The sequence below is a fragment of the Xanthomonas sacchari genome (genome assembly GCF_024266585.1).
In the GTDB taxonomy this organism is placed as follows: Bacteria; Pseudomonadota; Gammaproteobacteria; order Xanthomonadales; family Xanthomonadaceae; genus Xanthomonas_A; species Xanthomonas_A sacchari_C.
Genome location: NZ_CP100647.1, coordinates 618886 through 640904 on the forward strand (window position 1 = coordinate 618886; position 22019 = coordinate 640904).

Sequence of the window (22019 nt, forward strand, 5' to 3'; positions counted from 1 at the left end):
GGATGGGGTGCTGCCGTGGCGACCTGCGCGTGCGTGTCGGGTGCGCTGGAGGCGAATGCGCCCACGCACCGTGCGCATTCGCGCGGGGTGGATCAACGCTGGTATCGGCATGTGGGCGCACCGCCGACGCGCGTCGCGGTGCAGCGCGGCCTTGCGCCAGCGCGCGTGCGCGCGCCGCGCCATCGCACGGCCGCGCATTAACCCGCACGTAGCGGTGCGCACCGCCGTGGCAGCGTACGCACGCGACGTGTTGTACCGTTGCGCGCGCCGCTTCCGATGTCGCACACCATCGCAAGGCGGCGCCTTTTCTTTTCCAGCAGACTTGGACCGATGGCCTCTTCCCCTACGCCCCCCGCCCCCGCCGATGCCGCCCCGCACGGCGCCGCCGCCGTGTTCCGCGTGGTCACCGGCAACTTCCTCGAGATGTACGACTTCATGGTCTATGGCTTCTATGCCACCGCCATCGGCCATGCGTTCTTCCCTTCGCACAACGCGTTCGCCTCGCTGATGCTGTCGCTGGCCACGTTCGGCGCCGGCTTCCTGATGCGGCCGATCGGCGCGCTGGTGCTCGGCGGTTACATCGACCGGCACGGGCGCCGCAAGGGCCTGATCCTGACCCTGGGGCTGATGTCGGCGGGCGTGCTGCTGATCGCCTTCGTCCCCGGCTACGCCACCATCGGCGTGCTGGCCCCGCTGCTCGTGCTGCTCGGCCGCCTGCTGCAGGGCTTCTCCGCCGGCGCCGAACTGGGCGGCGTGTCGGTGTACCTGGCCGAGATCGCCACGCCGGGCCGGCGCGGCTTCTACGTGGCCTGGCAGTCGGCCAGCCAGCAGGTGGCGGTGGTGTTCGCCGCCGCGCTCGGCGTGGCCCTGCACGCGCTGCTGCCCGACAGCGTGATGGACCGCTGGGGGTGGCGCGTGCCGTTCTTCATCGGCAGCCTGATCGTGCCGCTGATCTTTCTGATCCGCCGCTCGCTGCAGGAAACCCCCGAATTCGCCGCGCGCCACGCGCCGGACCTGGCAGGCATCGCGCGCTCGCTGCGCGCCAATGTCGGCTTGATCCTGGCCGGCGTGGGCATGGTGATGATGACCACCGTGTCGTTCTACCTGATCACCGCCTACATGCCGACCTACGGCCGCGCCGAGCTGCATCTGAGCGAGCTGGACAGCCTGGTGGTGACCGGTTGCATCGGCCTGTCGAATTTCGTGTGGCTGCCGGTGATGGGCGCCCTGAGCGACCGCATCGGCCGCAAGCCGTTGCTGGTGTTCGCCAGCGTGGCGATGCTGCTGACGGTGTGGCCGGCGCTGCAATGGCTGGTCGACGCGCCTTCGTTCGCGCGGTTGCTGCTGGTCGGCGAATGGCTGTCGCTGCTCTACGGCGCCTACAACGGCGCGATGGTGGTGGCGCTGACCGAAGTGATGCCGGCGGAGGTGCGCACCACCGGCTTCTCGTTGGCCTACAGCCTGGCCACCGCGACGATGGGCGGCTTCACCCCGGCGGTGTCCACCTGGCTGATCCACGCCACCCACAGCCGCGCCGCGCCGGCGCTGTGGCTGTCGCTGGCGGCGCTGATCGGCCTGGTCTGCACCTGGCTGCTGTTCCGCCGCCAGCGCGGCGGCGAGGCGCTCGGTGCCGCCTGATCGCGGCGCTGCGCCGACGCGGGGCGGGCCGGCGTCGGGATTGCTTGTCGTCGCCAGCGGCGCTCGCCTGCCGCAGGCCGCGGCAGGCGACGCATGTGCCCGCGCGCTGGCCCGGGATCAGCCCAGGTCCAGCGCGGCGGTCAGGTCGCCCGGCACCACGCCGCTGGCGGCGTGCATCGCCCGCTCGCGCTCGACCAGCCCCGGCAGCGGCTCCAGGCCGAAGCGGCGGGTGATGAAGCGCAGGATCGAGCCGGTGTCGTAGACGCTGTGGTCGACATGGCCGCGCTTGGCGTACGGCGACACCACCAGCGCCGGGATGCGCGAGCCCGGGCCCCAGCGGTCGGCCTTGGGCGGGGCCACGTGGTCCCACCAGCCGCCGTTCTCGTCGAAGGTGATGAACACGACGGTCTTGTCCCACAGCGGGCTGTTGCGCAGCGCGTCCACCACCATCGCGATGTGGCGATCGCCGGCGGCCACGTCGGAATAGCCGGCGTGCATGTTGAGGTTGCCCTGCGGCTTGTAGAACGTCACCGGCGGCAGCGCGCCGGCCTGCACGTCGGCGAGGAAGCGGTTGCCGGGGGCGCTGTCGCCCAGGCCGCCGTCGCGCAGCCGGCGCGCGCGCGCCGGCGTGCCCGGGGCGAGGTTGGCGAAGTAGTTGAACGGCTGGTGGTGGATCTGGAAGTTGGGGCTGGTCGGGAACTCGCTGGTGTCGCCGGTGTCGCCCTTGCCCTGCACCGCCAGCGCCCAGCCGCCGGCGTACCAGGCCCAGTCCACGCCCTTGGCGTCGAGCGCGTCGCCGATGTGGCGGTGGGTCTGCGGCGGCAGCGTGTTGGGGCTGTTGGGGTCGGCGTAGTCCGGGCGCGTGGGGTCCTGGCTGGTGCTGGGCTGGAACGGCGGGCTGAGCGTGTTGATGGCCCAGAAATCCGGGGTCAGCGCGCCGTTGCGCACGAAGCGCGGCCGGCCGTTAAGCGCGGTGCCCGGCGAATCGTCCTGCACCGCCAGCCGGATCTCGTCGGGGCGGTCGCTGGCCAGCACGCTGATCTGCGTCCGCGCCGGGCTGCTGTCGGCCTTGGGGTAGTACGGCGCCTGCGCGGCGATCAGGTACTGGTGGTTGAGGAACGAGCCGCCGAACGCGCCCATGAAGAAGTTGTCGCAGAGCGTGTACTCGCGGGCCAGGCTCCACAGCCGCAGCGTGGCCGGCGCATCGCCGTAGTGGCCCATCACCAGCCCGCCGGCGTCGCTCCACGCGGCGAAGCCGTCGTTGCGGCCGCCGTTGATCTGCATCTGGTTCTCGTAGAAGCGATGCACCAGGTCGCGGGTCACGATGCCGTGCGGCAGCGGCTGCCCGTCGGGCGTGCGCAGCGGGAACGGCGCGTTGGGCAGCGGCCCGATCGCGTCCTCGCCGATCTTGTAGCGGCGGTGCGCCACCACCTGCTCGTCCGGCGCCAGCCCGCCCCAGATCGGCGGGAGGATGTCGAGCACGCTGCCGTCGCGGTCCAGCTGCCGCGCCTGCGCCGGCGTCACCTTGGACAGCGGCTGCTGCAGCCCGGGGAACTCGGGGAACAGGTTGTTGAAGCTGCGGTTCTCGGCGTAGATCACCACCACGTGTTCGATCTTCTCGCGCAACTGGCGGTCCAGCGCGGTCGCCGACAACGTGCGCGGTGCCGCGCGCTTGGAGGCTTGCGTACGCGCCTCGGCGGGGCTGCCGATCGCTAGGGCGCTGCCGGCTAGTGCCAGGCCGCCCAGCAGGCGCCGGCGTTGCGGGTTTTCGGGGGTGGTGTCGGTGTCGGCGGGCGTGGTGGACGCAGGATCCTGGGGCGGCTTCTTCACGGGTCATCGGTGGCGAGGGAAAGGCACCCGCCAGTGTGGGCCGCGTGAATGACAAGTCAAAGCCAGTCGGTCCCACTCCGGGACCCGCGTTCAGCGACCGTATCGCAGGCCGCGTTTCCGGAACTGCGGATGACGCTGCGGCAGGCGGCGCCCCGCGCTCGACCTCAGCGGGGCGCTCGCACGCTGCCGAATGCCTGCTCGCACAGCGCCGCATAGATGCCCGAGTGCCCGAATCGTCGCGCGCCGCCGCCGCTGGCGATGGCGATGGCGGCGCTCAGCGCCGGGCCACGCCGCGCCCAGACGCGCGGCCAGCGCCGTCAGTTGCGTCTAGAACCGGTGCTGCATGCGGCGATCTGCTCGGCATCGTGCCCGAGCCAGGCGTGGCCCCTGTCGCTGTACATGGCGGCACCGTGCAAGGTCTCGACCATGTCGCGCTGCGGGTCCTGCGGATCGGTCGGCAGCGGGGCGTCCGACCGGGGCGGATCGCCCCACCTGTCACGCCGGCTTTCCGGACCCTTCGGCGCCCTCGGCATCGCCCAGCGCGTGCTGCACGTACAGGCGCTTGACCAGCACGAAGAGCACCACGGTGAGCGGTGCCGCCAGCACCACGCCCATCGGCCCGAACAGCACGCCGATGCCGAACAGCGAGAACAGCAGCAGCGCCGGCGGCAGGTCCACCGCCCGCGCCTGGATCAGCGGCTGCAGCACGTGGCCCTCGAGTTGCTGCAGCACCACGAACAGCAGCAGCGCGCCCAGCGCCACCTGCGGGCTGACGGTGAAGCCCAGCAGGATCGCCGGGACCGCGGCCACGATCGGGCCGACGATGGGGATGAAATCCAGCAGCGCGGTCAACAGGCCGATGCCCAGCGCCACCGGCACGCCCAGCAGCCACAGGCCGATCCCGGTCAGGGTGCCGATCACCGCCATCGCCAGCAGCTGCCCGGTCAGCCAGGCGCGCAGCGCCTGGCCGCTGGCGGTCAGCGCCTCGTCGGCCACGCCGCGTCGGTCGCGCGGCAGCAGGTGCAGCAGGCCGTGCCGATACAGCTTCGGCTGCGCGGCCAGGTACAGGCCGCCGACCATCATCAGCACCGCGTCGGTGACGCCGCCGCCGGCCGACAGCACGATGGCGCCGGCATGCGTGGCCAGGGTCGAGGCGCCGTCGCGCAACTGGTCGGGGATGCGCTCGATCTGCGGTCCCAGCGGGCCGGACTGCAGCCAGGCATGGAACTTGTTCCAGGCCGCCGGCAAGGTGGCGCGGAAGGTGTCGATCTGCGCGGCGACCTCGGCGCCGAACAACAGCACGATCGCCGACAGCGCCAGCACCAGCAGCAGGATCACCAACGCCAGCGCCGCCCACTCCGGCAGCGGCAACCACTTGCGCAACAGCGTCGCCAGCCCGTGCAGCAGCACGCCCACCACCACCGCACCGAACACGATCAGCAGCAGTTCCGACAACTGCCAGGCCAGCAGCGCCAGCGCGCCCAATGCCATCACGACCAGGACCCGTGCCGTGAACGCGCGCAGGGGCGAGGGGGAACCGGGGGGCGAGGTAGTCATCGGCGGGCGGATTCCGATCAGGACAATGAGCGCGGACAGTAGTGGCAGGGCGGTGCAGGGCGAGCGAAGATCGCGCGCCGCCCGTCGGCAGCGTACACCCACCGGTCGCTGCGCATGGGCGATGCCGGCGGGCGCCAGGCGGCGCGGCGGGTTTCGGCGGTCGTTGGCGGGGCGTCCGGTCGCTCCGGCCCGGCGCTGGCGCTACTGCCCCACGGGCGGCTGCCAGAGTTCCACCTTGTTGCCTTCCGGGTCGATGACCCAGGCGAAGGCGCCGTACTCGGATTCGTCGATGCGGTCCAGCACGTGGCAGCCCTCCTCGCGCAGCGCCGCGACCAGGGCATGCAGATCGTGCACCCGGTAATTGATCATGAAGGGGGCGGTGCCGGGCGCGAAGTGCGGCTCCTGCGCCGCCGCGCCGATCGACCACACGGTGGAACCGGCCACCGGCGCGCCGCTGGCGTCGCTCCAGGCGAAGGCGGTGCCGCCCCAGGCCTGCACGTCGATGCCGAGGTGCCGCTGATACCAGGCCTGCAGTGCGGCCGGATCCTGTGCCTTGAAGAAGATGCCGCCGATCCCGGTGACGCGTTTCATGGAGCCTCCGCTGATCCGATGGTGGGCTGGCCGGGCAGCGGCTCATAACCGTCGCCGCGGCCGCTCAGCCAGCGCAGTCTACGCTTGCCGGCCTCGCCCAGGTACGCGGCGGCGGCCAGCAGCAGCGGGTGCCGCAGGTCCGCATCGGTCATCGTCCGCGCGCGTCCGCTTACCTCGATGCTCAGGAAATGCGCCTGGTCCGCCTCGTCGTTGTAGCTGCGCGCCAGCAGCCGATCGCGGCCGTCGCTGAAGCGATAGAGGGTGTAGGCGTAGGAGTAGCCGTCTGCTTCGTCGGGCTCGCTGGCGTCTACGTGGTGGGTGATGTCGATGTGCATGTGGGCTGCGTTTGGTTGTCAGGCCGCCATCGAGACCACGTGGCCTGTCCCTTCGTTGCCGCCTGCCCAGAGCGTGAAATCGGCGCCCGCCGGGAAGTTCGCTACTGCGTCAGGCATCAACAACTGTACCGCTGCCCGAAACGTATCGCCGGGCGACGGGCTGCCGGTAAAGCTTAGGCGGGCCGACCACGTTGCTGATCGATGCAGAGAATGGCGCACCATTGGCCGGAGACGAGCGCAGTTGCCGGACGTCCCAGTTGCGCAGGATGCAGATCGGCGAGGAAGTGGTGCGGCAGGTCATGCATCAGGCATCTGTCCGGTCACGGCTTACCCCAACGCTCCTCGACATTAAAAAGCACCTCGCAATCGCAGAAGCCGCCGTGCGCACCAAGCCAGGGGATGACCGACTCCGGAGCGACATCGTGGGACGCCAGAAACTGCGTGGTGAGCCGCAATGAATGATCGCAGCCATCGGCGAGCGCGTCATTCAAGTAATCGAACAAGGCCCAGAGCGTTTCCTTGGGGAGGGGAAACGCGGCTTCTTCAAGTGGACGCTGCTCGTGCACTGCCGCCTCGCGGATGGCTTTGCGACGTTGGGCTTCCGGATCCTTTGGCATTGTTGCTGTCGCTGGTAGAAAACGAAGATGTGGCGTGAAAAATCAGCAAGTGCGAAGCGCGCCGCGCAATGCGCAGGCGATCAGTCGCATATCAGTCGCATCGCGGTGGAGCCACGTGCCCACGCTCCGCCGCCATCCGCTCGATTGCCTCGATCCCAAGACGCATCTTATCTCCCGCCGAAGTGTTTGCAGAATGGACGTGCATCCTCGGCGGGACGAAGGACCGAAGTGCCACTGCCTCCTCGATCCAGAGCACTACGTCATACCCGGTTCCGCGTGCATCGTCGCCTAGATCGTGGTCCAGGCTGAGTTCCTCTACCTTCCCGGTTTGGAGCAGTGCGATGACATCGTCCGGCCAATAGGCCCTTGTCCATCCCGTGGGTGTCTCTCGCTCGTCGTCCAGAAATACACGCATGGCAATCGGTACCTGCTTTCGGGTCGGGGGTCTGCCCATCGACCTGTACGCGACGAACCTACTACAGTCCAAGGAGCGGCGCGACCTCGCACGCCGCGAGACAAGGGCGAAGCGGCGCGCCGCATCGACCGGCGAGCGGCGTGGGCGGCAATGCCTGTCACGGATGGTTCTGCGCAGTTCCGTCGCCGCACCGGCCCCATCGCCACGAATTCAGCACATCCGTGGCCGCTTATGCCGGAACGCAAGGCCTTCCGGCGCGAATTAGCGCCGGCGTATCGCATCGTGTGCCGTAGACGGCGGCAGTGCGGTTATCGATCGGATACATCACAACTTCAGGCTTGCAAGGGCGATGATATGCCTGGCCTTTTCGTCACCAAGCGCGCCTACTTCCACTTCTTGAATGATGCCGCGACGCAAAAGGCCGGCGAAGACGAGGATGAGTTGAGAATAGCGGTAGTCGTATGTCTGAGCGATTTCACGCTCCTTTTTTACGGCCTGGTCGACCAGCAACCATAGGGCGTCCGGTGTGCCGATGCTTGCGGCACTGCGTTTGAACTCTTGGAGATAGGCTTGGAGCTCGCGTTGAAGCGCGGTGTCGAACAGTAATCTGGCTGCCTTTTTCTCGAAAACGCTCCAGGTCATGTCATACATGGCGGCTTTCTCTTTCCGGGTACCGGGCTCGTCGTGGACCACGCCAGAGCGGGGCCGGAAGCGATAAGGGGTGGCTTGCGCGGGCGATGCCGATCGGGCGTATCAGCCGATTGCCGGGTGTGGCTTGTGCAATGCGATTGGCACGAGCAGCAAAGCTGCGGTGATTCCCAAGTAGTACTCCTAAGGCAGTCAGTTGCTCTGGTTCCACGCCTTGATAGCCAGGGTGACGCGCTGGCGAGTCTCGGCATCCGCCTTGCGAACCAGATACGGCGACCGATTGCCCAAGACCCCCGGCGCGGTCGACTGCACGCGCTCGGCGAGCTGCGCGATGAAATCACGCCCGAGCGCGCGGAATTGCTCTACTTCCTGGGCAGTCAGCGCCATGGTCCACGCATAACCGACCGGGCCATGGCTGCAGTTGACGTCGAGCAGCAGCGTCTCTCCGTCGCGCAGCAAGAACCAAGCGTGCGGTTCGCGGTCCACTACCTGCATGGCGCGCTCCTGTGATGCGCGAGGACGACGCTTTGCGCAGGGTCGCACCACGTTGCTTGCATGACGTGACCGCGCATGCCCATTAGGTTGACGGCTTGTTCTTGCTGTACACGATCTTCTTGCTTCCCGCCGCACAACTGCCGATGACCTTGCGATCCTTGATGTCGGCGTTGTCGACGATCTCAAGCGTGTAGTCCTTGACGCCGTGGGCATCGAGTTTCGCGGTGAGCTCGGCCTTCAACTCTTCGCAGTATCTGCCGGCTGCCAAAACAGGAGAAGAAACAACGGCGAGCAGGAGGAACACGATGGCCTGTTTCATGGTCGTACCAATGTCGAGGAGAGGGACGGGGCTCTGAGAAGACGGCGACCGGTGTGGCGGGCTTTGGGAATGGAGCCGATCGGTCCGACCACCGGAGGGAACCCGGCAGTCGAGCCGAGTGTAGCAAGTGGCCGACCGCGTCAAGCACCACGACCGTCGCACGCCGCCGACACCGGCAAGAAAAGTGCAAGCGACGCCGCGTTCTGGACGCTTCACATCAGGGGTCGACCCAGACGCCCGCGTCGTACATCAGCCGCATGGTGTAGTTGAGCTGGAACGTCTGGTTGGGGCCGCAGGCGATCTCCGTGGCCTTTTCCGAGGTTCCCGGCGGTGAGACCAGAATCGACGAGCCCGACCTGAGCGGGTCGAGCAGGCTGTACCGGTAGCCGGCATTGCTGAATTCGATCGAGGCATTGCCGTTCGGGAACGTGCTGTAGGTGAACAGCCCCGCCGGCGGCGTCTTCTCCGCCGGATATTGCAGGACCAGCTTGCCCGCCTCCGATGCCCGGTACTGCAGGTAGCCACTCGTCCGGTTCACCACTTTCGACGAACACAGCGAAAACACCCGCTTGCGCGTTTGGCACGTCCATAGTGTGAGTTCCACTTTGTCGCAGAGCGGGCTGTGTTGGTATTCGCTCTCTGAGTCCTTCAGCGTCGCCCGGGTGATGGACGGAAGCGGTTCGGATGCTCGCGCTGCTGCAGGTAAAAGGCCTACCGAGTAGGCTGCCATGACGATTTTTATCCATATCTTCATCATCTTTTCCACCTGATCATGTTCCTGGCGGGAGGCGGGTGCATGCGATGGCTGCAACTATTGCAGCCTGCGTTGATCGGCAGAGCGCCGAAACAGCCAGCCAATGAGCAAGCCGCAGCCTGTGGAAGAGAGCAGCTGCAGCCATTCCAGAATGACGAACATGGTCGGCACCTCCCCCAGGCCTGGTAGCAACAGCGCCGCGACTACATCTGCTACGGCGGCGTAGACGGGCGCACACGCTCGGCGAAAAGGATGTAGAGCAACCGTGTGTCCCAAGCGACCTGCCAACTGAGTTCAGCCGTGTCGCGAAGCGGCGTTGGCTTGGATGAACTATTAGAAACCACTGCGAGGAACTCAAGAAAAAACCTCAATGAGTTCTACTGCCTGCGAGCCTTCAACATGCCAGATCTTCGCAAAATTCACCACGTCATCTATCGGCTCGTTCGGATGACTGGTTGTTGTGATGTCATGGGAAAAATTGCGATCTGGGTCAGTGAGTAGCAAGTCAAAAACAAACTCCCAGTTCTCGCAATCCGTCCCTGTCGCGCAAAAGAGATTAATCTTTCGGCCGATCAGACTTAGCAACAGCGACTCGTGATGCGCCGAATACGGCACGGAACTTACGAGTACGACTTTCAAAGCGCCGGCTGCATTCATTGGGTGGAGGAAATGCCTGAGTTAATCTGCGCCGCGAAGCAACATCGACTTGGACGAACTGCTAGATGGCTGGTTCATTGACAAAAACTGCCGTGACATTTGCCGCCGAAAGCTCTTGAACAAGCTTAGTGGGATCTAGGCGAGTCCTTCCGGACGGCGAGGGGGAGCTCGGCCGACGACTAGAGGAGAGCTTCGACGATGCTCTCGGCTTCCAGTACCCCTACGCCGGAGTTGCGAAGCGCTTGGACAACATCGCTAGGGTGTCCTCATATTGTAGTCGAAACTTCCAGGTTGCCTGACTCATGTGTCGAGAGCTCTCTTCTTGCTGCGGCCATGGATTCAGCTAGCCATCTCCTTCGCCCGTAGTCGTACAGCGTAGGGTGCAACAATCGAGAGGGCGATACAGAGGGCCAGCCATATCCAAGGGGACTCCAGCTCTTGGAGGTTGCCAATAACCTGAACTTTGTTTGGCCCATTTTTTCGATACAGAACCGGAAGCCCTTGATCTGAAGATGCCTGCTTGTATTGATCGGACTTTAGGTGCGCGTGAGAACTAAGGGTCTCGCCAGACTCAAGTTTCAGGAGTACCGCGTGGCCGTACTTTCGCTGATCTGAGGCCGCTCTTATTTCATCTTTCGGGCTGTCGCCTACGGGTTGGGGCAAGAGGATCAGCCTGGCGGGTGCAGACGACAGGCGGTACTGGAACCAAGGCACTACGTTGCTGACAAACACAACGAATGTCGAAGCGGCCATCAGGTACAGCACGACAACAAACAATAGACGTTGAAATCTCATGTCGAAGACTGGGTCAAGTGGGGCGTATGGTGGGATCAGTGAGGCCTGACATCAGATCAAGCCGCGCTGCGAAGCGGTGTCGGGTTGAGCGCATTGTTGGCGCGCACCCACTTTCGATGCTGCACGAAGGCCGCGGCGCCAAACGCGAGCTCGATGACCGCCCCCACGGCGACCACGAAGACCGCGGGCGCGCGACACAACGCCAAGACAATTGCGCTCGCAGCGAGCGCCAGACCCAATGCCCAGTAGAGCCGCATGCCATACACAGATGCAAACACCAGGTAGCGGCCCCCGATGACGAGCAGCATGCCCAAGAAGAACCAAGCCGGCTGACGGAGGCCCAGCCCGTACGCGAGCGGCAAGCTGAAGATGAGCCAGAACGTGCTCGCTCCCGCAAGTTGACCGAGCGGATTGCCTTTGCTGTGTGCGCCAGAGGCTCCAAGAAGCTTGCACAGCAGCACGCTGACCGGATAGATCAACATGCCGCCAATAAGCAGCGCCCAGATAGCGCGCTCCGGTGAGACGAACGCCGCAAAAGCAGTGGCAATTGCCCAGGCCATCGCCGATGCCACGATCCCGGTAGCGCCGCTCAAGTAGCCGCGACGCATGTCCCCCTGCGCTTCCCTCATCGTCATTTCCATCGAGACCCCTGCTCGCTGTTGTGCATGCTAACGCCTGAGTTACGCCGCGCCGCGAAGCGGCGTCGGCTTGACCGAATGGTTAGACGGCGGTGCCAGGCGGCGGTAAAGCATGGCCCGTGCTCCCCAGCACTGCCTCCGAACGCCGAGCATGCCACAGATCGCGGTCTTGGGGCTTGCCCGAGGTGCTGGCCGCTGGATGTGACAGAGACCGAAGGCAATGAGCGCAGTGGGGCAACGAAGCCGGACGACGAGGCGGCGGGCTATCCGATGGCTGGAGACGAGTGGAATGCGTCCAAGAGCCGAGCGTCGAAGCGTCAAGCAACTTGCCAAACGCGGAAGCCGCGCCGCACGTACAGCACTATCGCATGATGTTGCAATTTGCCGTGCCGCAAAGCGGTATCGGCTTGAACGATTGTTAGGCCTAAAAGCCAAGATGCAGGTCGCCAATTACGCTATCCAAGACCTTTGTCTAAAAGTCCTGGAGTTTTTGCCGCTTCACCGAGTCCAAGTCGGACCATTGACCACCCTCAGAAAGACGTTTGCCGGTTGCGTAAGAGTCCTTCCAGATCGTTTGGCAAGCGGAATCACCCGTAAATCCTTGGCGATCAACAATTCGGGCCGCAACCGAACCGACAAACACTTTGTCTGCACCGAGAGCTAGCCCGGTGATCTCGCAGTAGGTGTAGTCAGGCGATGCGAAGGCGGAGGCCGGCAGCAAAAAAGTTCAGCTAGCAAAAGTCGCATTGATCTTTCCTGCCTGTAGGCCTAATGCGCTAGTTGAGGGGCGCCGGAGCAGCGAATCCGCAGAGGGCGCCTCTCGGCAGCGCCGGTAAGCGGTCGCTCTTGAGCGGCTGGTTAGACGGCTGGTCGAATGCCAAGGGGCTTTGACGGATGCTGAGCATTGCGGTTTCTATGCGAAGAGGAAGCATGCCGGCCGCTAGGCTAAGCATAGAGCACATCTGACGCGGCCTTGGGATACTTGATGGCCATTTCATCGAGGCACAACTTCATTAGCTCCGCATCTCGCGGGAGTTTGGTCTCTAGTTCTCTCCAACCTTTCAGTCGAAGTGTCTCAGGCATTTTTACGAGCCCGGTGATTGAATCCCAGAAGGCGTCCCAGTTACGGCCATACCATCCGGGAAACCCCAAAGACTCGCTGAGCAAGGCATGAAGCTCTACGGCTGATTCAACAGCCGCCAAATTCACCTCGATGAGCTTGATGCGATCCATGTGCTAGCCGCCCAACTACTATTAGACCGCCTAAAAGCGGTGATGGGCCAAGTATCCACCAACGCCAGAATTCTGCAAAGAGAGGAATTATTATTTCACATCAATGACTTGCCGGATGGCGGTCGCGGTTGGGGGAGTCGATGCTGGCTGCCTTGTTCGACGTTCGGGCTGGCGTGTGAGTTACATCCATGAGGGTGAAGGGATAACGGCACATCCATCGCCGCAGTTGCTGGAGTAGGTGTACTGCCGGTCGCGGCGTAGGCATGACAGCCTGCGCACCGCCCAAGCATAGGTTGGCCGGATACGGCGCTTCATCCCGGCCAACGGCAAACAGCACCCAGCGCGGATGGGGCCGGCCGAGCAGATCCATACGCATGTGCTAGGGGCGTGGGCGTCTGAGGCGTGCAGTCCGCTGATGGGTTGGACACCGGCAGCGAGTGACGCCAGCATCAAGAAAGCAACCCAGCTGTGGGCGTTTGTGCTCCCGCGTCGGGACTGAAGTCCCTCCCACAGTGCAATGCCAGGGCGCCATGAAGACCGGGGGATCCGCGGTCTTCGTGGCAACGCCTCAGCCATCCAGCAGCGCCTTGTCGCGCACCGCACCCTTGTCCGCGCTGGTCGCCAGCAGCGCGTACGCCTTCAACGCGGTACTGACCTTGCGCGGGCGCGGTTCGGCCGGTTTCCAGCCGCGGGCGTCCTGTTCGGCGCGACGCGAGGCCAGTTCCGCATCGGAGACCAGCAGGTCGATGCGGCGCTGGGGGATGTCGATGCGGATGCGGTCGCCGTCGCGGACCAGGCCGATGGCGCCGCCGGCCGCGGCCTCTGGCGAGGCGTGGCCGATCGACAGGCCGGAGGTACCGCCGGAGAAGCGGCCGTCGGTGAGCAGGGCGCATTGTTTGCCCAGGCCCTTGGACTTCAGGTACGAGGTCGGGTACAGCATTTCCTGCATGCCGGGGCCGCCCTTGGGGCCTTCGTAGCGGATCACCACCACGTCGCCGGCCTTGACGTCGTCGGCGAGGATGCCCTTGACCGCGGCGTCCTGGCTCTCGAACACCTTGGCGTTGCCCTCGAACACGTGGATGGATTCGTCCACGCCGGCGGTCTTCACCACGCAGCCGTCCTCGGCGATGTTGCCGTACAGCACCGCCAGGCCGCCTTCCTGCGAGTAGGCGTGGGCGACGTCGCGGATGCAGCCGGTGGCGCGGTCGGCGTCCAGGCTCGGCCAGCGCGTGGCCTGGCTGAAGGCGACCTGGGTGGGGATGCCGGCCGGCCCGGCCTTGTAGAAGGTCTGCACCGCGGCGTCGTCGCTCTGGGTGATGTCCCACTGCGCGATCGCGTCGGCCAGGCTGCGGCTGTGCACGGTGGCCTGGTCGGTATGCAGCAGGCCGCCGCGCGCCAGTTCGCCGAGGATGGCGACGATGCCGCCGGCGCGGTGCACGTCCTCGATGTGGTACTTCTGCGTGTTCGGCGCCACCTTGCACAGCTGCGGCACGCGCCGCGACAGGCGGTCGATGTCGCGCAGGGTGAACGGCACTTCGGCCTCCTGCGCGGCGGCGAGCAGGTGCAGGATGGTGTTGGTGGAGCCGCCCATCGCGATGTCCAGGGTCATCGCGTTCTCGAACGCCTCGAAGGTGGCGATGCCGCGCGGCAACGCGCGCGGGTCTTCGGCGCCGTACCAGCGGTGGCACAGTTCCACCGCGGTACGGCCGGCCTTGAGGAACAGTTGCTCGCGGTCGGCATGGGTGGCGACCACGGTGCCGTTGCCGGGCAGGGACAGGCCCAGCGCTTCGGTCAGGCAGTTCATCGAGTTGGCGGTGAACATGCCCGAGCAGGAGCCGCAGGTGGGGCAGGCGCTGCGCTCGAACGCGGCGACCTTCTCGTCGGAGGCGGTGGGATCGGCGGCGATCACCATCGCGTCGATCAGGTCCAGGTTGTGGTCGGCGAGCTTGGTCTTGCCGGCTTCCATCGGCCCGCCGGAGACGAACACGGTGGGGATGTTGAGGCGCAGGGCGGCCATCAGCATGCCGGGGGTGATCTTGTCGCAGTTGGAGATGCACACCAGCGCGTCGGCGCAGTGCGCGTTGACCATGTACTCGACCGAGTCGGCGATGATCTCGCGGCTGGGCAGCGAGTACAGCATGCCGTCGTGGCCCATGGCGATGCCGTCGTCCACGGCGATGGTGTCGAACTCCTTGGCCACGCCGCCGACGCGCTCGATCTCGCGCGCCACCAGTTGCCCGAGATCTTTCAGGTGCACGTGGCCGGGGACGAACTGGGTGAAGGAATTGGCGATGGCGATGATCGGCTTGTGGAAGTCGGCGTCCTGCATGCCGGTGGCGCGCCACAGCGCGCGGGCGCCGGCCATGTTGCGGCCGTGGGTGGAGGTCTTGGAGCGATAGTCGGGCATGGGAGCAGCAAACGAGCGGGCGGGGAGGCTGGCGATGGTGGCGCGATCGGATCGTTGCTGCTGCAACCGTCCTGGACGCCCACCGGTGGGCCGGCCACGTTAGCACGCGCGCCGGCGCCGCCGCGCGCCGGCCAGGACTGCGGAATGCGTCGCAGAATCGCCCCCCGCCGCTTGGCAGACTGCCCAGGCCGGTGCGTCAGGGGGCGTAGGCCCGGCTCGCCCATCATGACCACAGGAGGTGTCCATGCTTCGGCATGTGCGTTCGTCGTCTTCCGCTGTTTCCTCCCCCGCCCCGTCCCTTATGACCACCCCGGCCGATCCGGGCCGCCGCAGCGTGCTGCGCGCCAGTGTCGGCATTGCCGCCGGCGCCGCGCTGTGGGGCCTCGGTGGCCAGGCCCGCGCCGCCGGCACGCTGCCGTTCGCCGGCCTCAACCTGTCCGGCCTGGCGTCCAACAACTTCGTGGACAACGCCGTCATCGACCGGCACTACCGCGATATCCGCGACCAGCACATCGCCGCCGCCGGCGCCTGCCCGCTGTTCCGCCTGCCCACCACCGCCGCACGCTTCAGCACCGGCCAGGGCATGCCGCTCAACGCCACGTACTGCGACCAGGTCGAGAAAGTGCTGGACCGGCTCGCGCTGCGCGGCAAGGTGGCGATCCTGGAGTTGCACGACTACATGCGCCTGCCGATCAAGGTGGCGAGCAAGTCCGGTTACCGGCGCGATGGTTCCGGGCAGTTGATCGGGCCGGACGGACGCGCGGTCACCGATCCCGCCGACCAATCGGTGTGGAACGGCACCTACCGCAAAGGCAATTTCCTGTACCTGGCCTACTTCGACCCGGCCGACACCCTGCTCAAGCTCTACGAGTACCGCGTGATCGGCACGCCCGGCTGCACGCTGTACAACGCCGCCGGCCTGCCGGACCTGTGGAGCCGCATCGTGCAGCGCTTCCGCTCGCATCCGGCGATCTTCGGCTGGGGCCTGATGAACGAGCCCTACGAGGGACCGGAGTACAACGCCGACGGCAGCAAGCTGGTGATGGCCGATCACTGGCTGCGCACTGCCACCGCCACTTCGGCGCGCATCTTCGACTTCGACCGGTCGCATTACGTGTTCGTCTGCGGCAATCAGTACGCCAGCGCGCGCCTGTGGGACCAGGTGTCCAACAACCTGGACACGATCCCCGACCCGTACGACCGCATCGTCTACGAGGCGCACAACTACCTCGACAACGAGGGCCAGGGCGGCGGCAACTGGACCAATCCCAATGAATCCGTTGCGCCGGACACCGGCATCAAGATGGTCACGCCGTTCATCGACTGGCTGGGACGCCGAGGCAAGCGCGGCTTCCTCGGCGAGCACGGCTATCCGGCCGGCAACGCCAGTGCGGAATTGGCGACCAAGCGCATGCTCGCGCACCTGCAGGCCAACAACATCCCCAGCACGCAATGGTGCTTCGGCCCCGGCTGGCCGGACAACGACGTGCTGGGCATGAGCCGCGACGTCGGCATGGACATCCAGGTCAAATCCAACATCGCCGCGGTGCAGCCGTACTTCGACGCGCGCCTGTCCAGCTACGTGCCGCCGCCGCCGGCGAGCTGACGCGTCGCGGCCGGCAACGGTGGCGCCCGAACGCCGGCCGCGGGTTTCCGCGGCCGGCGGAACCGGGCATCATCGGGGCTGGACTCAGGAAGACGTTGCCATGAAAAGGTCGAAGACGACCGCCTTGTTGCTGATGAGCGCCGCGCCGCTGTTGTTCACCGCCTGCGGGCGCGAGCCGGAAGCCAAGACCCAGGAAGGCCTGTACACCTCGGTGGATGCCTGCGTGGCGCAGACCCACGACATCGCCACCTGCCGCGAGGCCTTCGCGCAGGCGCAGAAGCAGGCGGCCGAGCAGGGGCCCAAGTACGCCAGCCGCGAACAGTGCGCGCAGGACTATGCGCCGGAGCGCTGCGTGGAGCAGCGCGACAGCCACGGCCATTCCTTCATCGGGCCGATGATGACCGGTTTCTTCCTGTCGCAGATGCTCAACAACAACCGCGCCGCCGGGTTCAATGCTGCGCCCGCCTACCAGGATCGGCAGGATCAGTGGCAGCGGCCGGCGTCCTATTCCGGCGGCGCCGGTGCGGCGGCCAGCGGCACGACACTGCGCGGCAACCAGACCATGACCCATATCGGCGCCACGCCGAACCGGGCGGTCACCGTCAGCCGCGGCGGTTTCGGCGAATCCGCCGGCGGTCGCGGCTTCGGCAGCTGAGCATCGCTTTTCTCCTCATCGCACGAGACCTCGCATGAAACGCATCGCGATCGTCGAGCGCGGCGACTGGCGCGCCCAGGCCGCGGAGTACGGTTTCCGCTTCCATACCATCGACGGCCAGCGCTATTGGGACGAACGCGCCTACTACGCGTTCAGCCTGCGCCAGATCGAGCGCGACCTGGAAGATCCCAGCGCCGAACTGCATGCGATGGCGATGGGCCTGCTCGACGACATCGTCGCCAGCGAGGCGCTGATGCAGCGGCTGGCGATTCCGCCGGCGTTCCGCGACTGGATCGCCGACAGCTGGCGGCGCCGCGAGCCGCATCTGTACGGGCGCCTGGACCTGGCCTACGACGGCCGCGGCCCGGCCAAGCTCTACGAACTCAACTACGACACGCCGACCTCGCTGTTCGAGTCGGCGTTCTTCCAGTGGCAGTGGCTGGAGGACCAGCGTGCGCAGGGCCGTCTGCCGGACGAGGCCGACCAGTTCAATTCCATCCACGAAGCCTTGCTGGAGCGTTTCGCCGCGCTCGCCAGCGGGCTGCCGCCGCCGCTGTACTTCGCCGCGGTGCGCGATTCGGAAGAGGACCAGGGCACGGTCGCCTACCTGCGCGACTGCGCCGCGCAGGCCGGCGTCGCCGGCGAGCTGATCGCGATCGAGGACATCGGCCTGTCCAGCGACGGCCGCTACACCGATCTGGACGACACGGTGATCGGCGCGCTGTTCAAGCTGTATCCGCTGGAGGACATGTTCGCCGAGCGCTTCGGCCAGGCGCTACCGGGCTCGGGCCTGCGCCTGTTGGAGCCACCGTGGAAGGCGCTGCTCAGCAACAAGGGCATCCTGCCGTTGCTGTGGGAGCGCCATCGCGGCCATCCGAACCTGCTGCCGGCGGCGTTCGACGACGGCAGCGCGTTGCCGCCGGGCTGGGTGCGCAAGCCGCTGCATTCGCGCGAGGGCGCCAATATCGTGCTGCATCTGGACGATGGCCGCGTGCTGGAGAGCGATGGCCCGTATGCCGGGCCGTATGTCCGCCAGCAGGCGCATCCGTTGCCGGCGTTCGACGGCCGCTACCCGATGGTGGGCAGCTGGATCGTCGGCGACCGCGCCTGCGGCATCGGCATCCGCGAGGACGACGGCCCGATCACCCGCGACAGCGCGCGGTTCCTGCCGCACGCCATCGTCGAGGATGCACGGCCGGGCGTGCTGTATGCCTGAGTCTGTGTCGCGCGCCGATGCGGCGTCGCCTGGCGCGCCGCGCCGGCATCGCAACGACGGAACGCCGTTGGCCGCCTATGCGGACCAGGTGGCGGTGCGCTGCCATCGTTGCGGCGCGCCGGGCTGGGTGCTGGCGCAGTGGGAGCCTTATCGGTGGCAGGCACGCTTCCGTTGCGGGCAGTGCGCCGCGGGGCTGGACAGCGACGCCGACGATTGGGTGGGGGCGGTGCAGTTGGAAGGACATCGTGCCTGTGGCCATTGCGGACACAAATGGGTGCGGGTCCGTGCGACAGCGACCGGTGCAGCACCTTCGCCGGCAACCTTGCCCGGGCGTTGCCCGCAGTGCGGGAAGAGCAGCGCGGTGGCCGTCACCACTTACCGCGTGCGCGACGAATCGCCCTGCGATCCGCACTTCGGCATGCCGCTGGCGCTGGTCGCGCCGACCCGCGCCGGCGTGCTGTGGGCCTACAACCCGCGCCATCTGCAGGAATTGCAGGACTACGTGGCGGCGACGCTGCGCGAACGCCGCGGCCTGTTCGGCCGTTCGATGGTGGCGCGGCTGCCGGCGTGGATGAAGCTGGCGCGGCATCGGCCGCTGATGCTGCGCACGCTGCAGCGTCTGCAGCAGGCCAGCGCGCAGTTGCCGCCGCCTGCGGCGGCAACGTAGCGGCGACGTCAGGGGTCATCCTCCGCCGGGAAAGCGGCCGGTGGAGTCGCGCCATGCGCGCCGCATGCGAAATGTCTACGGTGTGATACGCATCACGGTTGACTGGTCTTGCCCGACTGACGAAGATCGACGTCGGGGAGTGCTGTAGGGGCCAGCATGTCTGCATATCGTGCTCGCGCCAGAGTGCTGGCGCTGCTTGCGTGCGTCGCCGTCAACTGCAGCGCGTGCGCGGTGGTGACGGTCGCCACCGCGCAAGACGACGTGGTCGTGCGCGGCCTGTTCGGCGCGCGCATCGCCACGGCAGGCTTGGCGCCTGTGGCGATCCGCTCGCAAGGTCTGGGAATCTCGCAGACCCCGCGCGCATGGACGGTGGGCTGGCACGCCGAAACCGCGATCTATGCTCCCCTTGGTGCGGACGCATGCCGCATCGTGCTGATTTCCAATACCGAAGCCGAGGTCCGCCGCCTGCTTGCGATCCTGCAGGCCGGTGGCGGCGATTTGTTGCAGGTCTGCGTCCACTCACAGGAGGTGTCACGATGAAAACGTCTCTTGCCTGTTGCTCTTTTCTGCTGTTGGGTGGCTGCGCGCATCTGGAGCAGGCGCCGCTGGTGTATGCGTCGAAGACGACATTCGGTGTCGATGTTTCCACGGCATCCACCGAGAACCCAGGCATTTCGATGAACCTGGGCTACAAACAGGTGGATGCGGCCTATGTGCCGGTGGCGGTGGCAAGAAAGTGCAACGATGGGGTCGCAGGTGCCGACTGCAGCAAGAAAGGGTACGAATTGTTGGTGATCTCAGGCGTCGCCAGAGAGGGCGACTCGGACGCGGACGGGACCAGCGAAGACGCGCGGATCGAAGTCGCCAAGAAGGCATCGACAGACTATGCGAGGGCGCTGTCGGAGGAGACGCTGGCGAAGCAGGCGATGATCGAGGCCGATAGCAAGCTCAAGCAGCTGCGCGAAAGCTACAGCGCAGCCGCCAAGCGGCAAAGCGCATACGATCAAGCGAAACTGAAATGGGCGTCACTCCAGGCAGCGGCGGGCAGCCCGGGCACGGTCGACGAGGCGGACGTAAGTGCTGCGAAGAGCGCCATGGACGCGCTCGTGCCCACTGCCGAAGACCAGGCGATTCTCGCGGGTTTCGCTCAGAGCGAGAATGACCTGCGGCAGAACGCCGCCGCCGTGGCGGCTGAATACGCGAGCAAGCAGAAAGCCGCAGAGTTGCAGGAAGCCATCCTCAAGTCGGCCAATGCGAAGATCGCACGCAGCAATCTGGGCGACTCCTATTCCGTCTTTGGCAGCTTCGATGGCACGAGCACGGCGAATGGCAGTGGCTCCGCGTCGATCGGGCTGGGCAAGATGTTCTCGACCGGCGTGGCCGCGCAACGTTTGGCGGGCGGCATATCGACCATGGCCTGCTATGACCTGATTAAGAGCAAGGTTCCTGCCGCCGTGGCCGCGGCGGAATTGGAGAAGCTGTTGCAGCACTGCCAATAAGGCGGTGTTTGCGCCGACGGCAAGCGCGGTCGAGCGCTGCGGCGCCGCCTCGGCCGCTCGCTACAGCAACCCGTCGCGCTTCACCGCCAGGTAGCGCTCGATCAGCGCGCCGGGCAATTCCTCGCCGGTGACGTCGAGCACCATCACGCCGTGGCTGCGCAGCGCGTCGTGCGCGGCGCTGCGTTGCTGCAGGTAGCGCGCCACGGCGCCGGCCTGCACGGCCTGCGGCAGGTCGTATACCTCGTCGGCCAGCGCCTGGTCCAGTTCGCGCTCGCGCAGGCTGGCCACGCACACCAGGTGGCGGCGCTGCAGCAGGCGTACCGCGGCCAGCAGGTCTTCGATGTCCTCGTCGCGCACGTTGCTGACCAGCATCACCAGCGCGCGGCGGCGCTGGCGCAACGACAGCTCGGTGGCCGCGGCCAGGTAGTCGGTGGCTACCGGCTGCGGCTGCAGGTCGTAGCTGGCGCGCAGCAACACGTCGACCGTGCCCATGCCACGCTGCGGCGCCACCCAGCGCGCCTCGCCGCCGCTGGCCATCATGCCCACCGCATCGCCCTGGCGCAGCGCCAGGTACGACACCACCAGCGCCGCGTTGAGCACGTGGTCGAAATGCGACAGGCCGCGCTCGCTGGCCAGCATCCGCCGCCCGGTGTCGATCAGCATCAGCAACTGCTGGTTCTTCTCGTCCTGGTACTCGCGCGAGATCAGCTTGCGCGCGCGCGAGGTGGCTTTCCAGTCGATCTGGCGCAGGCTGTCGCCGACGCGGTACTCGCGCATCTGGTGGAAGTCGGTGCCTTCGCCGCGGCGCCGCTTCAGGTGCGCACCGACCAGGCGCGAGGCCTGTTCGGCGCTGAACAGGGCGAAGCGGGTCAGCGGCGCGAAGTTCGGATACACGCGCACGGTCTGCGCCGGCCCGGCCAGGCGTTGCTGCCGCCACAGGCGCCAGGGCGCATGCAGGCGCAGGTGGGTGCCGTCGAAGACGAAGCGGCCGCGCGCCGTGGGCCGCAGCTGGTAACGCACCTGGGTCCGATGCGCGGCGGGCAGGGTCATGCGCTGCGGCAGCCCCTGCAGTTCCCAGCCGCTGGGCACCAGGTCGAACAGGTCCACGCGCTGGCGTTGCGCGCTGTCCAGGTGCAGCACCACCTCACGCTGCACGCCCAGCGGCAGCGCTTCGGGCAGGTCGCGGCGCAGTTGCGGCGTAGGCCGCCGCCACAGCCGCCAGGCATCGAGCGCCGCGACCAGCGCGATGCCCGCCGCGAGCGCCTGCCAGCTCCACAACGGCAGCCAGCCCAGCGCCACGGCCAGGCCGCACAGCGCCCACAGTGCGAGCAGGGCTAGCAGGGGCGGGGCGGGTCTCATTGCTGGGCTGCCGGGAATGGGGAATGGGGAATGGGGAATCGGAAAAGCGGCAGGGCTGCAGCGCGACGCTCTGCAGCGTTCGTCGGTT

23 protein-coding genes are annotated in these 22019 nt (G+C 66.6%); 7 read left to right on the plus strand and 16 right to left on the minus strand.

Features of this window, described 5'->3' with window-relative positions; genetic code table 11:
* The first annotated feature begins 330 nt into the window (after positions 1-330).
* Complete coding sequence (locus tag NKJ47_RS02575; RefSeq protein ID WP_254459998.1) at positions 331-1638, plus strand: MFS transporter; 1308 nt, start codon at positions 331-333, stop codon at positions 1636-1638.
* Between the two features lie 117 nt (positions 1639-1755).
* On the opposite strand, the gene acpA is transcribed toward NKJ47_RS02575, so the two are convergent.
* The 15 genes from acpA to ilvD all read right to left on the minus strand — a co-directional run bounded on the left by acpA (position 1756) and on the right by ilvD (position 14929).
* Complete coding sequence (gene acpA, locus NKJ47_RS02580) at positions 1756-3468, minus strand: acid phosphatase (protein ID WP_254459999.1); 1713 nt, start codon at positions 3466-3468, stop codon at positions 1756-1758.
* Between the two features lie 495 nt (positions 3469-3963).
* Positions 3964-4959: an AI-2E family transporter gene (locus NKJ47_RS02585; RefSeq protein WP_254461316.1), complete on the minus strand. Its 996-nt coding sequence runs from the start codon at positions 4957-4959 to the stop codon at positions 3964-3966.
* Positions 4960-5226: 267 nt separating this feature from the next.
* Entirely contained in the window at positions 5227-5616 is a 390-nt protein-coding gene (locus NKJ47_RS02590; protein ID WP_254460000.1) for a VOC family protein, read from the minus strand.
* Positions 5613-5951, minus strand: a complete 339-nt coding sequence (locus tag NKJ47_RS02595; RefSeq protein WP_254460001.1) for a hypothetical protein — start codon at positions 5949-5951, stop codon at positions 5613-5615. Before NKJ47_RS02595 ends, NKJ47_RS02590 begins: the two co-directional genes overlap by 4 nt.
* Before the next feature lie 109 nt (positions 5952-6060).
* Positions 6061-6252, minus strand: coding sequence for a hypothetical protein (locus NKJ47_RS02600; protein WP_254460002.1), 192 nt, complete (start codon positions 6250-6252; stop codon positions 6061-6063).
* 19 nt (positions 6253-6271) lie between these two features.
* Entirely contained in the window at positions 6272-6568 is a 297-nt protein-coding gene (locus NKJ47_RS02605) for a DUF2695 domain-containing protein (protein WP_254460003.1), read from the minus strand.
* 91 nt (positions 6569-6659) lie between these two features.
* On the minus strand, positions 6660-7022 hold the full coding sequence (locus NKJ47_RS20755; RefSeq protein WP_343237523.1) for a cyclic-phosphate processing receiver domain-containing protein: 363 nt from the start codon (positions 7020-7022) through the stop codon (positions 6660-6662).
* A 285-nt stretch (positions 7023-7307) separates the two neighbouring features.
* A complete protein-coding gene (locus NKJ47_RS02610; RefSeq protein WP_254460004.1) occupies positions 7308-7634 on the minus strand; it encodes a hypothetical protein in 327 nt (108 codons plus the stop codon).
* Between the two features lie 189 nt (positions 7635-7823).
* Positions 7824-8126 carry a hypothetical protein gene (locus NKJ47_RS02615; RefSeq protein ID WP_254460005.1) on the minus strand — a complete coding sequence of 101 codons (303 nt, stop codon included), beginning with the start codon at positions 8124-8126 and terminating at the stop codon, positions 7824-7826.
* An 82-nt stretch (positions 8127-8208) separates the two neighbouring features.
* Complete coding sequence (locus NKJ47_RS02620; RefSeq protein WP_242159224.1) at positions 8209-8445, minus strand: DUF1161 domain-containing protein; 237 nt, start codon at positions 8443-8445, stop codon at positions 8209-8211.
* 217 nt (positions 8446-8662) lie between these two features.
* The gene (locus tag NKJ47_RS02625; protein ID WP_254461317.1) at positions 8663-9202 is read right to left on the minus strand and encodes a hypothetical protein; all 540 of its coding nucleotides are present in this window, start codon (positions 9200-9202) and stop codon (positions 8663-8665) included.
* Between the two features lie 351 nt (positions 9203-9553).
* A complete protein-coding gene (locus tag NKJ47_RS02630; protein ID WP_254460006.1) occupies positions 9554-9838 on the minus strand; it encodes a hypothetical protein in 285 nt (94 codons plus the stop codon).
* Between the two features lie 869 nt (positions 9839-10707).
* Positions 10708-11292, minus strand: a complete 585-nt coding sequence (locus NKJ47_RS02635; RefSeq protein WP_254460007.1) for a DUF7010 family protein — start codon at positions 11290-11292, stop codon at positions 10708-10710.
* A gap of 942 nt (positions 11293-12234) precedes the next feature.
* Positions 12235-12522, minus strand: a complete 288-nt coding sequence (locus NKJ47_RS02640) for a barstar family protein (protein ID WP_254460008.1) — start codon at positions 12520-12522, stop codon at positions 12235-12237.
* A 568-nt stretch (positions 12523-13090) separates the two neighbouring features.
* The gene (ilvD, locus tag NKJ47_RS02645) at positions 13091-14929 is read right to left on the minus strand and encodes a dihydroxy-acid dehydratase (protein WP_254460009.1); all 1839 of its coding nucleotides are present in this window, start codon (positions 14927-14929) and stop codon (positions 13091-13093) included.
* 301 nt (positions 14930-15230) lie between these two features.
* Between ilvD and NKJ47_RS02650 the strand changes: the two genes are divergently transcribed.
* From NKJ47_RS02650 to NKJ47_RS02675, 6 genes are all read left to right on the plus strand, one after another.
* Entirely contained in the window at positions 15231-16535 is a 1305-nt protein-coding gene (locus NKJ47_RS02650; protein ID WP_254460010.1) for a glycoside hydrolase family 5 protein, read from the plus strand.
* 100 nt (positions 16536-16635) lie between these two features.
* Positions 16636-17190: a DUF1190 domain-containing protein gene (locus NKJ47_RS02655; RefSeq protein ID WP_254460011.1), complete on the plus strand. Its 555-nt coding sequence runs from the start codon at positions 16636-16638 to the stop codon at positions 17188-17190.
* Between the two features lie 34 nt (positions 17191-17224).
* The gene (locus NKJ47_RS02660; RefSeq protein ID WP_254460012.1) at positions 17225-18406 is read left to right on the plus strand and encodes a glutathionylspermidine synthase family protein; all 1182 of its coding nucleotides are present in this window, start codon (positions 17225-17227) and stop codon (positions 18404-18406) included.
* Positions 18407-18767: 361 nt separating this feature from the next.
* Positions 18768-19073, plus strand: coding sequence for a hypothetical protein (locus NKJ47_RS20760; RefSeq protein ID WP_343237524.1), 306 nt, complete (start codon positions 18768-18770; stop codon positions 19071-19073).
* A gap of 156 nt (positions 19074-19229) precedes the next feature.
* Positions 19230-19613 carry a hypothetical protein gene (locus tag NKJ47_RS02670; RefSeq protein ID WP_254460013.1) on the plus strand — a complete coding sequence of 128 codons (384 nt, stop codon included), beginning with the start codon at positions 19230-19232 and terminating at the stop codon, positions 19611-19613.
* Positions 19610-20572 (plus strand): hypothetical protein, encoded by a 963-nt coding sequence (locus NKJ47_RS02675; RefSeq protein ID WP_254460014.1) that lies wholly within the window; start codon positions 19610-19612, stop codon positions 20570-20572. The genes NKJ47_RS02670 and NKJ47_RS02675 overlap by 4 nt, the downstream gene beginning before the upstream one ends.
* A 60-nt stretch (positions 20573-20632) precedes the next feature.
* Here the strand turns inward: NKJ47_RS02675 and NKJ47_RS02680 are convergent, their stop codons facing one another.
* Positions 20633-21931: a DUF58 domain-containing protein gene (locus NKJ47_RS02680; RefSeq protein WP_254460015.1), complete on the minus strand. Its 1299-nt coding sequence runs from the start codon at positions 21929-21931 to the stop codon at positions 20633-20635.
* Between the last annotated feature and the right edge of the window lie 88 nt (positions 21932-22019).

Excerpts from the sequence above, each read along its gene's own strand:
- NKJ47_RS02575 (WP_254459998.1), top strand. The coding sequence starts at position 331 with ATGGCCTCTTCCCCTACGCCCCCCGCCCCCGCCGATGCCGCCCCGCAC.
- NKJ47_RS02585 (WP_254461316.1), bottom strand. The coding sequence starts at position 4,959 with ATGGCATTGGGCGCGCTGGCGCTGCTGGCCTGGCAGTTGTCGGAACTG.
- NKJ47_RS02590 (WP_254460000.1), bottom strand. The coding sequence starts at position 5,616 with ATGAAACGCGTCACCGGGATCGGCGGCATCTTCTTCAAGGCACAGGAT.
- NKJ47_RS02595 (WP_254460001.1), bottom strand. The coding sequence starts at position 5,951 with ATGCACATCGACATCACCCACCACGTAGACGCCAGCGAGCCCGACGAA.
- NKJ47_RS02600 (WP_254460002.1), bottom strand. The coding sequence starts at position 6,252 with ATGACCTGCCGCACCACTTCCTCGCCGATCTGCATCCTGCGCAACTGG.
- NKJ47_RS02605 (WP_254460003.1), bottom strand. The coding sequence starts at position 6,568 with ATGCCAAAGGATCCGGAAGCCCAACGTCGCAAAGCCATCCGCGAGGCG.
- NKJ47_RS20755 (WP_343237523.1), bottom strand. The coding sequence starts at position 7,022 with ATGGGCAGACCCCCGACCCGAAAGCAGGTACCGATTGCCATGCGTGTA.
- NKJ47_RS02610 (WP_254460004.1), bottom strand. The coding sequence starts at position 7,634 with ATGTATGACATGACCTGGAGCGTTTTCGAGAAAAAGGCAGCCAGATTA.
- NKJ47_RS02615 (WP_254460005.1), bottom strand. The coding sequence starts at position 8,126 with ATGCAGGTAGTGGACCGCGAACCGCACGCTTGGTTCTTGCTGCGCGAC.
- NKJ47_RS02620 (WP_242159224.1), bottom strand. The coding sequence starts at position 8,445 with ATGAAACAGGCCATCGTGTTCCTCCTGCTCGCCGTTGTTTCTTCTCCT.
- NKJ47_RS02625 (WP_254461317.1), bottom strand. The coding sequence starts at position 9,202 with ATGATGAAGATATGGATAAAAATCGTCATGGCAGCCTACTCGGTAGGC.
- NKJ47_RS02635 (WP_254460007.1), bottom strand. The coding sequence starts at position 11,292 with ATGGAAATGACGATGAGGGAAGCGCAGGGGGACATGCGTCGCGGCTAC.
- NKJ47_RS02640 (WP_254460008.1), bottom strand. The coding sequence starts at position 12,522 with ATGGATCGCATCAAGCTCATCGAGGTGAATTTGGCGGCTGTTGAATCA.
- ilvD (WP_254460009.1), bottom strand. The coding sequence starts at position 14,929 with ATGCCCGACTATCGCTCCAAGACCTCCACCCACGGCCGCAACATGGCC.
- NKJ47_RS02650 (WP_254460010.1), top strand. The coding sequence starts at position 15,231 with ATGACCACCCCGGCCGATCCGGGCCGCCGCAGCGTGCTGCGCGCCAGT.
- NKJ47_RS02655 (WP_254460011.1), top strand. The coding sequence starts at position 16,636 with ATGAAAAGGTCGAAGACGACCGCCTTGTTGCTGATGAGCGCCGCGCCG.
- NKJ47_RS02660 (WP_254460012.1), top strand. The coding sequence starts at position 17,225 with ATGAAACGCATCGCGATCGTCGAGCGCGGCGACTGGCGCGCCCAGGCC.
- NKJ47_RS02670 (WP_254460013.1), top strand. The coding sequence starts at position 19,230 with ATGTCTGCATATCGTGCTCGCGCCAGAGTGCTGGCGCTGCTTGCGTGC.
- NKJ47_RS02675 (WP_254460014.1), top strand. The coding sequence starts at position 19,610 with ATGAAAACGTCTCTTGCCTGTTGCTCTTTTCTGCTGTTGGGTGGCTGC.
- NKJ47_RS02680 (WP_254460015.1), bottom strand. The coding sequence starts at position 21,931 with ATGAGACCCGCCCCGCCCCTGCTAGCCCTGCTCGCACTGTGGGCGCTG.